The 15,056-nt window shown below is 72.7% G+C and carries 12 protein-coding genes; 8 read left to right on the top strand and 4 right to left on the bottom strand.

The window, feature by feature from the left end:
• The first annotated feature begins 60 nt into the window (after positions 1-60).
• Positions 61-1,062, top strand: coding sequence for an asparaginase (locus tag IE207_RS22895; RefSeq protein WP_190186154.1), 1,002 nt, complete (start codon positions 61-63; stop codon positions 1,060-1,062).
• A 63-nt stretch (positions 1,063-1,125) separates the two neighbouring features.
• On the opposite strand, the gene meaB is transcribed toward IE207_RS22895, so the two are convergent.
• Genes meaB through IE207_RS22880 form a run of 3 tightly spaced genes read right to left on the bottom strand, consistent with a single transcriptional unit; the run spans position 1,126 to position 6,177 of the window.
• On the bottom strand, positions 1,126-2,112 hold the full coding sequence (gene meaB, locus IE207_RS22890; RefSeq protein WP_190186153.1) for a methylmalonyl Co-A mutase-associated GTPase MeaB: 987 nt from the start codon (positions 2,110-2,112) through the stop codon (positions 1,126-1,128).
• 16 nt (positions 2,113-2,128) lie between these two features.
• The gene (scpA, locus tag IE207_RS22885) at positions 2,129-4,321 is read right to left on the bottom strand and encodes a methylmalonyl-CoA mutase (protein ID WP_190186152.1); all 2,193 of its coding nucleotides are present in this window, start codon (positions 4,319-4,321) and stop codon (positions 2,129-2,131) included.
• Positions 4,318-6,177 carry a methylmalonyl-CoA mutase family protein gene (locus tag IE207_RS22880; RefSeq protein ID WP_190186151.1) on the bottom strand — a complete coding sequence of 620 codons (1,860 nt, stop codon included), beginning with the start codon at positions 6,175-6,177 and terminating at the stop codon, positions 4,318-4,320. Before IE207_RS22880 ends, scpA begins: the two co-directional genes overlap by 4 nt.
• Positions 6,178-7,436: 1,259 nt before the next feature.
• Here IE207_RS22880 and IE207_RS22875 point away from each other — a divergent pair.
• From IE207_RS22875 to IE207_RS22850, 6 genes are all read left to right on the top strand, one after another.
• Complete coding sequence (locus IE207_RS22875; RefSeq protein ID WP_190186150.1) at positions 7,437-8,390, top strand: TauD/TfdA dioxygenase family protein; 954 nt, start codon at positions 7,437-7,439, stop codon at positions 8,388-8,390.
• 46 nt (positions 8,391-8,436) lie between these two features.
• Positions 8,437-9,000, top strand: coding sequence for an NADPH-dependent FMN reductase (gene ssuE, locus IE207_RS22870; RefSeq protein ID WP_190186149.1), 564 nt, complete (start codon positions 8,437-8,439; stop codon positions 8,998-9,000).
• Between the two features lie 33 nt (positions 9,001-9,033).
• Positions 9,034-10,074 carry an ABC transporter substrate-binding protein gene (locus tag IE207_RS22865; RefSeq protein WP_190186148.1) on the top strand — a complete coding sequence of 347 codons (1,041 nt, stop codon included), beginning with the start codon at positions 9,034-9,036 and terminating at the stop codon, positions 10,072-10,074.
• A gap of 8 nt (positions 10,075-10,082) precedes the next feature.
• Entirely contained in the window at positions 10,083-10,922 is an 840-nt protein-coding gene (locus IE207_RS22860; RefSeq protein WP_190186147.1) for an ABC transporter ATP-binding protein, read from the top strand.
• Complete coding sequence (locus tag IE207_RS22855) at positions 10,919-11,836, top strand: ABC transporter permease (RefSeq protein WP_229873907.1); 918 nt, start codon at positions 10,919-10,921, stop codon at positions 11,834-11,836. The genes IE207_RS22860 and IE207_RS22855 overlap by 4 nt, the downstream gene beginning before the upstream one ends.
• A gap of 265 nt (positions 11,837-12,101) precedes the next feature.
• On the top strand, positions 12,102-13,433 hold the full coding sequence (locus IE207_RS22850; RefSeq protein WP_190186146.1) for an LLM class flavin-dependent oxidoreductase: 1,332 nt from the start codon (positions 12,102-12,104) through the stop codon (positions 13,431-13,433).
• Between the two features lie 71 nt (positions 13,434-13,504).
• Here IE207_RS22850 and IE207_RS22845 read toward each other — a convergent pair whose 3' ends face one another.
• On the bottom strand, positions 13,505-14,422 hold the full coding sequence (locus IE207_RS22845) for an NADP-dependent oxidoreductase (RefSeq protein WP_190186145.1): 918 nt from the start codon (positions 14,420-14,422) through the stop codon (positions 13,505-13,507).
• Positions 14,423-14,629: 207 nt separating this feature from the next.
• On the opposite strand from IE207_RS22845, the gene IE207_RS22840 reads away from it, so the two are divergent.
• Positions 14,630-15,028 carry a cell division protein SepF gene (locus tag IE207_RS22840; protein WP_136212627.1) on the top strand — a complete coding sequence of 133 codons (399 nt, stop codon included), beginning with the start codon at positions 14,630-14,632 and terminating at the stop codon, positions 15,026-15,028.
• Positions 15,029-15,056 lie beyond the last annotated feature (28 nt).

Below are 15,056 nucleotides of genomic sequence, written 5' to 3'. Positions count from 1 at the left end.
TCTATCATTGCCGGTTGTAGCAAATCCGTGCGATGTCGTACGAGAGAAGGTGGGGCAGGGATGGGACGCGTCGTCGTCATCAGCACCGGCGGAACGATAGCCAGCCGCTGGCAGGGTTCCGGTTTCGCCGCCGACGCGGACGGCAGCGAGGTGATCGCCACCGCGCCGCTTCCCGAGGGCGTCTGCGTCGAGGTGGTCGACCTGTTCAGCGTGAACAGCCCCCGGCTGACCACCGCGCACCAGCTCACCCTGCTGCGCACGGTCCACGAGGTGCTGGCCGACCCGGACGTGGAGGGCATCGTCGTCACGCACGGCACCGACACCCTGGAGGAGTCGGCCTTCCTGCTCGACCTGCACCACCACGACCCGCGCACCGTCGTCTTCACCGGCTCGCAGCTGCCCATGGGCTCCGCCGACGGCGACGGGCCGGGCAACCTCTACGACGCGCTGCTGACCGCCGCCACCACGCGCGGCCTCGGCGTGCTGGTCGCCTTCGCCGGGCGGGTGCACGCAGCCCGCGGCACCGTGAAGACGCAGGCCGTGGCCCTGGACGCGTTCGCCGACCCCTCCAAGGAACTGCTCGGCAAGGTCGGCTTCGGGAAGGTCACCGTCCTGCGCACCCCGCAGCGGCCGGCGCCGCTCGCGCTGCCCGCGATGCCGGAACTCCCGCCGCGCGTGGACATGGTCATGCACCACGCCGACGGTGACGCGACGCTGCTGAACGCCGCCGTGGAGGCGGGGGCGCGCGGGATCGTCCTGATCGGGACGGGCGCGGGCAACGCCACGCCGGAGATCGTGGACGCCGTGGCCGGCGCCGTGGCCCGGGGGGTCCTCGTCGCGCTCACCACGCGTGTGGCCGCCGGCCCGGTCACCGAGATCTACACGCACGGCGGCGCGGTCGACCTGGTCGCCGCCGGAGCCGTGCCGACCGGAACCCTGCGGGCGGGGCAGGCGCGTATCGCGGTCCTGTCCGCGCTGCTCGCCACCGACGACCCGGCCGAGCAGTCCCGGGTGCTGCGCGCGGCACTGTCTTCGGGCGACCCGGTCCTGGTCGAAGCCTGACCGCGGCCACCCCGGTGGCCCCGCCCCGGGCCGGCCCCCGGCCGCGGACGTCGGCGGGGACCGTCAGGCGCCGCCGAAGGCGGCCAGGATCCGGTCCGCCGCCAGCGTCGGGGTCACGGCGCCCTCCCGGACCGCCGCTTCGAGACCGGGCGCCAGGGCCCGTACCGCCGGGTCGGCGCGCAGCCGCTCCAGCAGTTCCTCGCGGACCATGGACCACGTCCACTCGACCTGCTGCGCCGCCCGCTTGGCGGCGAGGCGGCCCCCCGCGTCCAGCAGCCGCCGGTGCTGCTCCAGGCGGTTCCAGACCTCGTCCAGGCCCGCCGACTCGCGGGCGCTGCACGTCAGGACCGGCGGGCTCCAGGCCGCGTCGGCCGGGTGCATCAGCCGCAGCGCGCCCGACAGTTCACGCGCCGCCGCTTTCGCGTCGCGCTCGTGCGGGCCGTCCGCCTTGTTGACCGCCAGGACGTCCGCCAGTTCCAGGACGCCCTTCTTGATGCCCTGCAACTGGTCGCCGGTACGGGCCAGCGACAGCAGCAGGAACGAGTCGACCATCCCGGCCACCGTCGTCTCCGACTGGCCGACGCCGACGGTCTCGACGAGGACCACGTCGTAGCCCGCCGCCTCCATCACGATCATCGACTCGCGCGTGGCCTTGGCGACCCCGCCCAGCGTGCCCGCCGACGGCGAGGGGCGTACGAAGGCCGCCGGGTCCACCGACAGGCGCTCCATCCTCGTCTTGTCGCCCAGGATCGATCCGCCCGTCCGCGTGGACGACGGGTCCACGGCCAGGACCGCCACCCGGTGGCCCAGCCCCGTCAACATCGTCCCGAACGCGTCGATGAACGTCGACTTGCCGACGCCCGGTACCCCGCTGATGCCGATCCGCCGGGCCCGCCCCGCGTGCGGCAGCAGCTCCGTCAACAGCGCCTGCGCCAGACCCCGGTGGGCGGGCAGGGTGGACTCGACGAGAGTGATGGCGCGCGCGATGAACGCGCGCTTCCCGTCGAGCACCCCCTTGGCGTAGGCCTCGACGTCGATCTTCGGAGCCATCGTCTCGCGCCCGCCCCTACAGCTCGTGACCGAGATCCGCGGCCAGCCGCGTCACCAGGTCGTGCGCCGCGTCCGGGATCACCGTGCCCGGCAGGAAGACCGACGTCGCGCCCATCTCCAGCAGCGTCGGGACGTCCGCCGGCGGGATCACCCCGCCCACCACGATCATGATGTCCTCGCGGCCCTCCTCCGCCAACTGCTCGCGCAGCGCCGGTACGAGGGTCAGGTGACCGGCCGCCAGCGACGAGACGCCCACCACGTGGACGTCCGCCTCGACGGCCTGGCGGGCCACCTCCGCCGGGGTCTGGAACAGCGGGCCGACGTCCACGTCGAAGCCCAGGTCGGCGAAGGCCGTGGAGATCACCTTCTGGCCGCGGTCGTGCCCGTCCTGGCCCATCTTCGCCACCAGGATGCGCGGCCGGCGGCCCTCCGCCTCCTCGAACCGGTCGATGAGCGCACGCGTGCGCTCCACGGACGGGGACTCGCCTGCTTCGGTGCGGTACACACCCGAGATCGTACGGATCTGGCTCGCGTGCCGCCCGTACACCTTCTCCAGTGCGTCAGAGATCTCACCGACCGTCGCCTTGGCGCGCGCCGCCTCCACCGCCAGGGCGAGCAGGTTGCCGTCCCCGCGGCCGGCGGCGTTCGTCAGCGCCCGCAGCGTGTCCTGCGTGCGCGCCTCGTCCCGCTCCTCGCGCAGCCGCCGCAGCTTCTCGATCTGCTGGCTGCGCACCGAGGAGTTGTCGACCCTGAGGACGTCGATCGCCTCGTCGTTCTCCACCCGGTACTTGTTCACACCGATCACCGGCTGTCGCCCCGAGTCGATGCGCGCCTGCGTGCGGGCCGCCGCCTCCTCCACGCGCAGCTTCGGGATGCCCGCGTCGATGGCCTGCGCCATACCGCCGGCCGCCTCGACCTCCTGGATGTGCTGCCAGGCCCGGCGCGCCAGGTCGTACGTCAGCTTCTCCACGTACGCGCTGCCGCCCCACGGGTCGATCGACCGGCAGGTTCCCGACTCCTGCTGGAGCAGCAGCTGGGTGTTGCGCGCGATCCGCGCGGAGAAGTCCGTCGGCAGGGCGAGCGCCTCGTCCAGGGCGTTGGTGTGCAGCGACTGGGTGTGCCCCTGGGTCGCGGCCATCGCCTCGACACAGGTGCGCGTCACGTTGTTGAAGACGTCCTGCGCGGTCAGCGACCAGCCGGAGGTCTGCGAATGCGTGCGCAGCGAAAGGGACTTGGCGTTCTTCGGGTCGAACTGCTTGACCAGGCGCGCCCACAGCAGACGCGCGGCGCGCAGCTTCGCGACCTCCATGAAGAAGTTCATGCCGATCGCCCAGAAGAACGACAGGCGCGGCGCGAACGCGTCCACGTCCAGGCCCACCGCCTGCCCGGCGCGCAGGTACTCCACGCCGTCCGCCAGGGTGTAGGCCAGCTCCAGGTCGGCCGTGGCCCCCGCTTCCTGGATGTGGTACCCGGAGATCGAGATGGAGTTGTACCTCGGCATGTTCTGCGAGGTGAACGCGAAGATGTCCGAGATGATCCGCATGGAGGGCTTCGGCGGATAGATGTAGGTGTTGCGGACCATGAACTCTTTGAGGATGTCGTTCTGGATGGTCCCGGCGAGCTTGTCGGGGGAGACGCCCTGCTCCTCCGCCGCCACGATGTACAGCGCGAGGACCGGCAGCACCGCGCCGTTCATCGTCATCGACACCGTCATCTTGTCCAGCGGGATCCCGTCGAACAGCTGCCGCATGTCGTAGATCGAGTCGATCGCCACGCCCGCCATGCCGACATCGCCCGTCACCCGCGGGTGGTCGCTGTCGTAACCGCGGTGCGTGGGCAGGTCGAAGGCGATCGACAGGCCCTTCTGCCCGGCCGCGAGGTTGCGCCGGTAGAAGGCGTTGGACTCCTCCGCCGTGGAGAAACCCGCGTACTGGCGGATCGTCCAGGGCTGGTTGACGTACATCGTCGGGTACGGGCCGCGCAGGTACGGGGCCACACCCGGGTACGTCCGCAGGAAGTCCAGGCCCTCCAGGTCGGACCCGGTGTACAGCGGCTTCACGCCGATGCCCTCCGGCGTCTCCCACAACAGGTCCGCGGCCGCAGTGCCGGTGGACTCCTTCACCGCGGCCCGCCACTGCTCCTCGGAACCGGCCGGGGCGGACCCGGAGTTCAGCGGAAGGTCGGAGAAATCGGGGATCGCGGTGCTCAAGACGCCACCTTCATCCGGTCGAGTACGGAGGACAGTACGGCGACGGCGTCACAGCCGGCGAAGACGTACTCGTCCACGGCGGCCCGGGCGGTGCCGGGCTTCCCGGCGAGGAACACGGTCGTCGCGCCCGCCGAGCGCAGCGCCGCGGCCACCGCCTCGGCCTGCTCCTCGTACAGGGCGTCGCTGGAGCACAGCACCGCCATGCCGTCCGCGCCGCTCGCGGCATAGGCCGCGGCCGCCGTCTGCGGGTCCACGGACACCGGGTCGTGGACCGGCTCCACGCCGCCCGCCTGGAACAGGTTCGCGGCGAAGGTGGCGCGCGCGGTGTGCGCGGCCGCCGGGCCGAGTGCGGCGAGGAAGATCCTCGGCCGGGCGCCGGTCGCCGCGAGGTGCGCGTCGCTGCGCGCGCGCAGCGCCTCGTACGCCTCGTCGCGCCGCACGCGCGGCAGACCGCCCGTCGGCCCGGCGGGAGCGGGCTCCCGTACGACCGGCTTCTCCGACAGCAGCGGGAACTCGCTGACGCCGGTGATGGGTTCACGGCGCTTGGCCAGCTTCTCGGAGCGCTCGGCCCAGGTGGCGGCGAGCCGCTCGGCGACCAGCCCGGAGCGCAGTGCGGCCGCCTGGCCGCCCGCCTTCTCGACGGTCTGGAAGAACTCCCATGCCGCGTGCGCGAGTTCGTCGGTGAGCTGCTCGACATAGTACGAGCCGCCGGCCGGGTCGATCACCCGGGACAGGTACGACTCCTCCAGCAGGATGGTGGAGGTGTTGCGGGCGATCCGGCGGGCGAAGGCGTCCGGCAGGCCCAGCTCGTGGTCGAAGGGCAGCACGGTGACGGCGTCCGCGCCGGCCACACCCGCCGCCATGCAGGCGACGGTGGTGCGCAGCATGTTCACCCACGGGTCGCGCCGGGTCATCATCACCGGCGAGGTCACGGCGTGCTGGCGCTGCGTACCCGCCTCCGGGGCCCCGCAGGCCTCGGCGACGCGGGCCCACAGGCGGCGCGCGGCGCGCAGCTTGGCGATGGTCAGGAACTGGTCGGCGGTCGCCGCGTAGCGGAACTCCAGCTGGCCGAGGGCGGCGTCCAGGCCGAGACCGGCCTCGGCGAGGGCGCGCAGGTACGCCACGCCGGTGGCCAGCGACAGGCCCAGCTCCTCGGCGGCGCTGCCGCCGGCCTCGTGGTAGGGCAGGGCGTCCACGGTCAGGGCCCGTACGTGGGGCCACGCGTCGGCCGTTCCGGCGGCGAGGGCGGCGGCTTCGGCGAGGTCCAGCCGCTCGCCCGTACGGGCCTCGTGCCCCAGCGGGTCGGCGCCCAGTGAGGCGCGGGCGGCCTCGGGGGCCACACCGCGCTCGGCGTACAGGGCCAGCAACGCGCGGGCGGCTTCGGCGTATTCGGCGCCGGCGTCGAGGGTGACGGGGGCGAGGTCGAGGTAGACCCCGTCAAGGGCGCGGCCGAGGCCGGCGACGGGGAAGCCGCCTTCGCCGACGGTGAGCCACAGGGAGGTGGTGCCGTTCTCCAGATCGGCCAGCGCGGCCTCGTTCACCCGCTCCGGATCGGTCCCGGCGAGCCGCTGGCGCACGTCCCAGCCGGAGGCGGAGGTGCCTTCGGGCCGGCCGCCGCGTACGAAGGGGGCGAAGCCGGGGAAGCCGGTGGCGTCCTCGCCGGGGCGTGCGGTGTACAGCGGGCGGGTGCGGAGCCCGTCCTCGAGCGTCGTGGACAGCGCGTCTTCAGCTGCCTCGCCGGTGACTTCCTTGCCCGACTTGCGCAGTACGCCCTCAACCAGGCGCTGCCACTGCTCATGTGTCGCGTCAGGAAACTCGGCGGCCAGGGAGAGCCCGTCGTCAGGCAGGACCGTCATGGCTCGAATGCTAGGGGGGCCGCTCAATCGAGACCATAACCCCCGGATGTGATCTCGCACTCCCAGGTCAGCCGCCGCGCCCACCGCGCCGCGCGAAGCCCGGGAGCGGCTGCCGCCGCCCCCTGGGCGGGGAGGTGGTGCCGCTGCCGCGTGCCGCCGCCACGTGCCGCTGCCGCGTGCCGGAGCTCCCGTGCTGGCGAGCGGGTGCCGCCGCGCGGCGGGGGCGGTACGCCGGGGTATGCCGGGGCGGTCGCTTGACGGCCCGGGCACGTCGCCTGGCGCCGGAGCCGGGCGCGGGTGTCCGGTGCCCTTCGCCTCGTGCTGCCGCCACGTGCCGGAGCCCCGGTGCCGGTGAGCGGGTGCCGCTGCCGCGTGTCGTGGGCGGTACTCCGGGGGTGTGCCGGGGCGGTCGCTTGACGGCCCGGGCACGTCGCCTGGCGCCGGAGCCGGGCGCGGGGTGTCCGGCGCCCTTCGCCGGGTGCCGCACCCTCGACTCCGCCCGCTTCGCGTACCCGCAGTCCGGTTCCTCGGCCGGGCCCGTCCGCGTACGGCTTCGGTGCGAGTGCCGGGCCCATGGGAAGGCGCGCCCCCGGTGCTCGGCCCGGGTGTGTCGGAGACGGCCGCCCGGCGGTACCGGCGCGCGCCAGGGCGCGGGTGGCCGGTGCGTCGTGTCGGCGGAGCGGCGGTGAGGGAGCGCGTTCCGCTCACCCGGGGCGGCCCGGTTGTGCGGGCCACCCCGGGCGCGGGGCTTCGGTGGCGTGGCGGGGGCGTTGCAGAGGCATGAAATCCGGCCACCGTTTTCGGCCGCCCCGGCCGGGTCGGCATGCCCGGCCGGAGCGGTGAACATCCTGGTCAGCACCTCTGCGGAGGTCCGGGCGACGGCCCGGAACGGGGCCACTCGGCGGGGGTTGACCGGCGGGCGGGCCGCTGACACGCTCCGGGACATGTCCGCGAACGAGCTCCTCGCCCCGCGGCTCCACACCCCCGGTGCGTGTACCGCGCCCGGCGAGTGTCAGGGCCGCTGTCCGGCCCCCCGCCGCGCCTGAGCGCCGCCACACCTGAGCGCCGCCGCACTTCGGCGTCGCCCCGCCTGCGCGCCGCCGCCCGCCGCAACGTCTGCGCCGGCCTGTGACGCCGTCCCCCACGCCCGGCCCGAGCGCCGTGTGCCGTCATCACCGCTGCCCCACACCGGCACCTTCCCCGTGCCGGTGTCTCCTCCGCTGCGCAAAAGAACCCGTACGCATCTCCAGGGAGCCCCCATGACCACCGCCACCGCCCCCGCCACCGCCACCACCCCCGTCACCGTCACCAAGATCGGCGGTCGGATCGGCGCCCGCATCGACGGCGTCCGCCTCGGCGGCGACCTCGACGCCGCCGCCGTCGCCGACATCCGCGCCGCCCTCCTCGCCCACAAGGTCGTCTTCTTCCGCGGGCAGGAGCACCTCGACGAGGCCGGTCACGAGGCCTTCGCCCAACTGCTGGGCACGCCCGTCGCGCACCCCACCGTCCCCTCCGCCGACGGCCGTTACGCCCTCGGCATCGACTCCCACCACGGCGCCCGCGCCAACCAGTGGCACACCGACGTCACCTTCGTGCCCGCCTACCCCGCCTTCTCCATCCTCCGCGCCGTCACCATCCCCCCGTACGGCGGCAACACCCTCTGGGCCAACACCGCCGCCGCCTACGACCACCTCCCCGAGCCGCTCCGCGCCCTCGCCGACGGCCTGCGCGCCGTCCACTCCAACGAGTACGACTACGCGGCCCTGCGCCCCGACGCCCTCCCCGAGGCGCTCGCCCAGTACCGCGAGGTGTTCACCTCCACCACCTTCCTCACCGAGCACCCCGTCGTCCGCGTCCACCCCGAGACCGGCGAACGCACCTTGCTGCTCGGCAACTTCGTCCAGCGGATCAGCGGCCTCACCGGCCGGGACTCCCGCCTCCTCCTCGACCTCTTCCAGGCGCACATCGAGAGCCCCGAGAACACCATCCGCCACCAGTGGCAGGCCGGTGACGTGGCGATCTGGGACAACCGCGCCACCCAGCACTACGGAGTCGACGACTCCGACGACCACGAGCGCACCCTGCGCCGCGTCACCGTCGACGGCGACGTCCCGGTCGGCCCGGACGGGGTCCCGTCCCGCCTGATCAGCCCGGAGACCGTGCCCGAGCCCGGCTTCGGGATCGCCTCCGGCGCCTCCACGGCCGCCGCCTGACGGCCACCGCCCGACTGTCCCCGACCCGCCGCACCAGGAGAGCCCCGTGCCCCGACTGCTCGCCCTCACCGGCAGCCCTTCCCTCCACTCCCGCACCGCCGTCGTAGCCGACCACGTCCTGCGCCGCCTGACCCACGCCGGCTTCGAGACCTCGCACCTCGCCCTGCGCGAGCTGCCCGCCGCCGACCTCCTCTCCGCCCACCGCGGCGAGCCCGAGATCCGACGCGCCCTGGAAGCCGTGGCCGAAGCGGACGGTCTGGTGATCGCCACCCCGGTCTACAAGGCCTCGTACACCGGTCTGCTCAAGGCTTTCCTCGACCTGCTCCCGCAGGACGGCCTGGCCGGCAAGACCGTCCTGCCGCTCGCCACCGGCGGCAGCCTCGCCCACGTCCTGACCATCGACTACGCCCTGCGCCCGGTCCTCGCCGCGCTCGGCGCCCGCCACATCACCGCCGGCCGGTTCGTCCTGGACTCCTCCGTCGAGCGCGGCTCCGGCCCCGACCGGCTGCGGCCGGAGGCCGAGTTGGACCTCTTCCAGGCGGTCGACGAGTTCGCCGGAGCCCTGCGCGCCGCCACGGGTACCGCCCCCGCCCCCGCCCTCGCCCCGTAACCACCTTCACAGATCCCGCGACAAGGACCCGCCATGCCCGCAGCCTTCACCCCGACCCCCACCTCCCGACGCCAGTTCCTCACCCTGCTCGGCATCTCGGCGGCCGCGGTGAGCTGCGGCACGGCCACCGCCAGCGGCGGCTCCGGCAACAACGGAAAGCAGGTCACCACCCTCAAGTACCAGGGCGCCGTCGGCGCGGTGACCCTCCCCGAGCTCGCCGCCGACCTCGGCTACCTCGGCGGACTCAGCCTCGAATGGGTCGGCAACACCATCAGCGGCCCCCAGGACATCCAGTCCGCGGCAACCGGCCAGACCCACTTCGGCGGCGCCTTCAACGGCGCGATCGTCAAGCTGGCGGAGAGCAAGGCCCAGATCCAGGCCGTCGTCTCCTACTACGGCTCCGACAAGGACACCTACCTCGGCTACTACGTCCTGGAGGACAGCCCGATCCGCTCCGCCCGCGACCTGATCGGCAAGAAGGTGGGCATGAACACCCTGGGCGCCCACGCCCAGGCCCTCCTCGACATCTACCTGGAGCGGAACGGCCTCTCCCGGGCGGACGCGGGCAAGGTCGAATCCCTCGTCGTCCCGCCCGTCAACACCGAGCAGGCCCTGAGACAGAAGCAGATCGAGGTCGGTGTGCTCAGCGGCGTCCTGCGCGACAAGGCCCTGGCCGCCGGCGGGATACGCCCGCTGTTCAAGGACTTCGAGCTGCTGGGCGCGTTCAGCGCCGGTTCGTACGTGATGACGCGGCGCTTCATCAAGGAGAACCCCGACACCGTACGGACCTTCACCACCGGCGTGGCCAGGGCCATCGAGTGGTCCCGTTCCACCCCGCGCGAGGAGGTCGTCGCCCGCATGACGGAGATCATCAAGAAGCGCGGGCGAAACGAGGACACCTCGACGCTCCAGTACTGGCGCTCCTACGGGGTCGCCGAGCCCGGCGGCCGCATCGCCGACAAGGAGTTCCAGATCTGGCTCGACTGGCTCGGCGGTCGCGGTGAGATCAAGAAGGGCCGGCTGAAGCCCGGCGACCTCTACACCAACGAGTTCAACGGACTCGGAAAGGGCTGACGGCCGCCATGGCGAAGATCGTGTTCGACTCCGTGACGAAGACCTTCCCGACCAAGGAGAAGAAGGGCAGGAAGGAGAGGAACGGCAAGGGGGAGTTCACCGCCCTCGACGGCATCGACCTGGAGATCGAGGCGGGCGAGTTCCTGGTGGTCGTCGGCCCCAGCGGTTGCGGCAAGTCCACCCTCCTGGACCTCCTGGGAGGCCTGACCCGGCCCGCCTCCGGCCGCATCCTGCTCGACGGGGAGCCCGTCATCGGGCCAGGGCTCGACCGGGGCATCGTCTTCCAGCAGTACGCGCTGCTGCCTTGGCGGACCGCCCTCGGCAACATCGAGTTCGGCTTGGAGGCGCGGGGCATCCCGCGTCGTGAACGGACGGACCGGGCGCGGGAGTTCCTGGACCTGGTCGGCCTGACCGGGTTCGAGGACCGGCATCCGCACGAGCTGTCGGGCGGCATGCGCCAGCGCGTCGCGATCGCCCGTTCGCTGGCCTACGACCCCGACGTACTGCTGATGGACGAGCCGTTCGCGGCCCTCGACGCGCAGACCCGCGAGGCGCTCCAGGACGAGCTGCGACGCATCTGGCAACGCACCGGCAAGACCATCGTGTTCATCACGCACGGCATCGAAGAGGCCGTGTACCTCGGTCAGCGGGTCGCCGTCATGACCTCCCGCCCGGGGCGCGTCAAGGCGGTCGTCCCGGTGTCGTTCGGCGCCCGCGGCGACGGGGGGACGGGGGAGGACCTGCGCTCCAGCCCGGAGTTCGCCCGCTACCGGCACGAGATCTGGACCCTGCTGCACGACGAAGTGGCCCGCGCCCGGCAACTGGAGAAGGAGGAGGCCACCGTATGAGCACCGGAATCGACACCGCGGCCCTCGCGGCACCGCCCGCCACCACCACCGAGGCGGTACGGAGCCCCGCGCGCCCCGCCGCCCCGGCCGCCCCGCCCGCCCCCCGGACCGCGATCCGCCCGGCGGCCCGCGCGGCAGCCGCCGGAGCGTCGGCGCTGCGCCGGCTGGGTGCCGGGCTGCTCCGCTCGGCGGCGATCATCGCCCTGCTGGCGGTCTGGGAGACGGCGCCGCGGCTCGGCCTGGTCGACGCGACCTTCCTGCCCCCGGTCAGCGAAGTGGCCCGCGCCTGGTGGGAACTGCTCGGCGACGGGCAGCTCGCCGAACACACGCAGGCCAGCCTCGTCCGCTCGTTCGGCGGCTTCGCCATCGCCGTCGCCGTCGCCGTCCCGCTCGGCCTGCTGATCGGCTGGTACCGACCGGTCGCCGTGCTGCTCGGGCCGCTGCTGGAGGTGTTCCGCAACACGGCGGCCCTCGCGCTGCTGCCGGTCTTCGTGCTGCTGCTGGGCATCGGGGAGACGTCGAAGGTCTCGATCGTCGTCTACGCCTGCGTCTGGCCGATCCTGCTGAACACCATCAGCGCGGTGGGCAACGCCGACCCGACCCTGGTGAAACTGGCCCGCTCGATGGACCTTTCCACCCCGAGGCTGTTCCAGAAGGTGATCCTGCCCGCCTCGGTGCCCGCGATCTTCACGGGGATCCGGCTGGCGGGCGCGGTGTCGATCCTGGTCCTCGTCGCCGCCGAGATGATCGGCGCAAAGGCCGGACTGGGCTATCTGATCAACGCCTCGCAGTTCAACTTCGCCATACCCCAGATGTACGCGGGCATCGTGACGATCTCCGCCATCGGGGTGGCCTTCAACCAGCTCCTCGTCACGATCGAACGCCGCCTCAGCCTCTGGCGCGTCCCGGCCTGACCCCGACTGGGGTCAGACCCCTGACCGCCCTCGCCGCCATCCACCACCGGGCCCACCGGGCCCCCCGGGCCCATCGGGGCCGCCGGGCCCACGTGGCCTGCCTTACCGGTCCCGGGCCCGCCGGGCCACAGGACCAGCATGGCCCGCCGTAGCGCTCCCGGGCACCACAACAGCCCGTCCCGTCGCCCCGCTAGGGGGGGCGCTCCGTGGCCGTACTGAGGCCCCCCGCACGCACCCGCCCCCACCTTCCCCCGAGGACCAGACCATGACCGCACCCCGGACCCTCCACCTCAACGCGTTCCTGATGAACGCGGGCCACCACGACGCCGCCTGGCGTCACCCCGGCAGCAGCCCCGAGCGCGTCACCGACCTGCGGTACTTCCAGGAACTGGCCCGCACCGCCGAGCGCGGCCGACTCGACTCGATCTTCTTCGCCGACGGCCTCGCCCTGTGGGGGAAGGCCCGTTACAACGCCCTCGGCGGGTTCGAGCCCCTCACCCTGCTCTCCGCCATCGCCGCCGTCACCGAGCACATCGGCCTGATCGCCACCGTCTCGACCACCTTCAACGAGCCCTTCAACACCGCCCGCAAGTTCGCCTCCCTCGACCACATCAGCAACGGGCGTGCCGGCTGGAACATCGTGACCTCCGGCACCGTCGACGAGGCCCGCAACTTCAACCGCGACGAGCATCTCGCCCACCGCCTCCGCTACGACCGCGCCCGCGAGTTCCTCGATGTCGCCACCAAGCTCTGGGACAGCTGGGAGGACGACGCGATCGTCCTCGACAAGGAACGCGGCATCTACGCCGACACCGACAAGCTGCACCCCGCCGCCCACCGCGGCGAGTACTTCGGCGTCGCCGGGCCGCTCAACGTTCCGCGTTCCCCGCAGGGCCACCCGCTCCTCGTGCAGGCCGGCTCCTCCGAGGACGGCAAGGAGTTCGCCGCGCAGTACGCCGAGGCCGTCTTCACCGCGCAGCAGACCCTCGCCGACGGCCAGACCTTCTACAAGGACCTCAAGTCCCGCCTCGCCAAGTACGGCCGGGCCGAGAGCGACCTGCTGGTCCTGCCCGGCATCGCGCCCGTCATCGGTTCCACCGAGGCCGAGGCCAAGGCCCTGGAGCAGCAGCTCACCGACCTCCAGGTGCCCGAGTACGGTCTCGCCCAGCTCTCCGGCATGCTGGGTACCGACCTCACCGGCCTCCCCCTCGACGGTCCGCTGCCCGAACTCCCCGAGGAACGCGACATCAACGGCAACAAGAGCCGTTTCACCCTCGTCGCCGAACTCGCCCGACGCGACGGACTCACCCTGCGCGAGCTGATCGCCCGCCTCGGCGCCGGCCGCGGCCACCGGGTCTTCGCCGGTACCCCGGAGCAGATTGCCGACCAGCTGCAGGAGTGGTTCACGCGGGGCGCCGCCGACGGCTTCAACATCATGGCGCCCGTGCTGCCCACCGGCCTGACGGACTTCGTCGACCACGTCGTGCCGATCCTCCAGCGCCGGGGCTTGTTCCGCACCGAGTACACGGGCCGCACCCTGCGCGAGAACTACGGCCTGCCCCGCCCGGCGAACCGTTACGCGAAGGCACCCGCCTGAGCGACCCCGCCACAGCCCCACACTGCCGCAGCGGACCGCTGCGGCAGTGTGGGGCTGTGCTGTCCCTCGCCTCAGACGGTGAGGACGATCTTGCCCCGGACCCTTCCGGTCGCACTGAGCTCCCACGCCCTGGCCGCCTCGTCGAGCGGCAGGGCGTGTGCCACGTTCACCGTCAGCTTCCCGGCGTCGGCCAACTCGGCGAGGAAGGCCAGGTCGGTGGTGTCGGGCCGGGTCCACGGGCGGTGCGCGCCCTTGGCCGCGCCGTCCGGGTCGACCAGGGAGGCCACCCGGTCGCGCCTCTTGACCAGCGACTGGAGCAGCTCGATGCCGTCCCCGTAGAAGTCGAGGCCCGCGTCGATGCCCTCGGGCGCCAGCTCGCGGATCCGGTCCACCAGCCCCTCGCCGTAGAGCACGGGCTCGGCGCCGAGCGAGCGCAGGTAGTCGTGGTTGTGCGCACCGGCCGTGCCGATGACGCGCAGGCCGAGCGCCACGGCGATCTGCACGCCGAAGGACCCGGTGCCGCCCGCCGCGGAGTGGATGACGACGGTCTCGCCCGCGGCCGCTCCGACGCGGGTCAGCGACTGGTAGGCGCTGAGACCGGCCAGCGGGATGCCCGCCGCCTCCTCGAAGCTCAGGTTGCGGGGCTTGTGGGCGATGGTGCGCACGGGGGCGGAGACCAGCTCCGCGTAAGTGCCCAGTTCCACCCACTCCTTGCGGACGTATCCGTACACCTCGTCGCCGACGGCGTAGTCGAAGGTGTCGTCGCCGACCGCCTCGACCACACCGGCGACGTCCCAGCCGGGCACGACGGGGAAGCGCACTTCGAGCGTCGAGTCGAGGAAACCGGCGGCGAGCTTCCAGTCCACCGGGTTGACGCCGGCGGCCTTGACCCGGACGAGGACCTCGCTGGGGCCGACCCTGGGGTGTGGTACGTCAACGAGGGAGAGGGCGGCGGGAGTTCCGTACGCGTTGTATGTGATTGCCTTCATACATGCTCCAACGGAGACGGGCGGGGTCTATTTCCGGCGACCCCGCTCCGGTCTGTTTTTGGTCTGTTTTCGGCTGGATTCCTGTGTTCCGGATGCACCCGTCCACGGGCCGGCCGCTCCCGGGTCCGTCGTGTCGCTGTTGGGCTGAACGGGTGAAACGAGAGAGGATGGCGGGATGCACATGAAGCGCGCGGCCGAGGCGGTCCGGTGAGCAGGTACGACGTCACGGACGAACAGTGGGAGGGACTCGCGCAGGTGGTCCCCCTGCGCAGTCGCAACGAGTGGCCCTCCCGGGTGGACCACCGCACGATCCCTGCGAGGCCCGGGACTTCGGCGGCCGAGCAGCAGCGGCGCTTCGTGGTGATCCGGGTCCAGATCTTCGCGGACGCCCGTGAGGTGGCGGAGTACCTGATCGCGCAGATCCCGGTGTTGCTGGACCTGACGGGGGCGGACACCGAAGTGGCGAAGAGGATCCTCGACTTCAGCAGCGGCGTGGTCTTCGGTCTGGGCAGCGGGATGCACCGGGTGGACCGCAACGTGTTCCTGCTGGCGCCGGTCGGCACCGAGGTGGAGGGGATCGCGGCCGCGGCCGTCCCCCGATCGTAGGAAGGTCCCGGCGGCGGAACGGTTCACC

Origin of the sequence: Streptomyces cirratus (assembly GCF_014650775.1) — a bacterium.
Classification (GTDB): domain Bacteria; phylum Actinomycetota; class Actinomycetes; order Streptomycetales; family Streptomycetaceae; genus Streptomyces; species Streptomyces cirratus.
This window is presented reverse-complemented; position numbering and strand designations above follow the sequence as displayed.

Coding starts and splice junctions, on each gene's coding strand:
- IE207_RS22875 (WP_190186150.1), top strand. CDS start 7,437: ATGACCACCGCCACCGCCCCCGCCACCGCCACCACCCCCGTCACCGTC.
- IE207_RS22845 (WP_190186145.1), bottom strand. CDS start 14,422: ATGAAGGCAATCACATACAACGCGTACGGAACTCCCGCCGCCCTCTCC.
- meaB (WP_190186153.1), bottom strand. CDS start 2,112: ATGGCTCCGAAGATCGACGTCGAGGCCTACGCCAAGGGGGTGCTCGAC.
- IE207_RS22855 (WP_229873907.1), top strand. CDS start 10,919: ATGAGCACCGGAATCGACACCGCGGCCCTCGCGGCACCGCCCGCCACC.
- IE207_RS22895 (WP_190186154.1), top strand. CDS start 61: ATGGGACGCGTCGTCGTCATCAGCACCGGCGGAACGATAGCCAGCCGC.
- IE207_RS22865 (WP_190186148.1), top strand. CDS start 9,034: ATGCCCGCAGCCTTCACCCCGACCCCCACCTCCCGACGCCAGTTCCTC.
- IE207_RS22860 (WP_190186147.1), top strand. CDS start 10,083: ATGGCGAAGATCGTGTTCGACTCCGTGACGAAGACCTTCCCGACCAAG.
- IE207_RS22850 (WP_190186146.1), top strand. CDS start 12,102: ATGACCGCACCCCGGACCCTCCACCTCAACGCGTTCCTGATGAACGCG.
- IE207_RS22880 (WP_190186151.1), bottom strand. CDS start 6,177: ATGACGGTCCTGCCTGACGACGGGCTCTCCCTGGCCGCCGAGTTTCCT.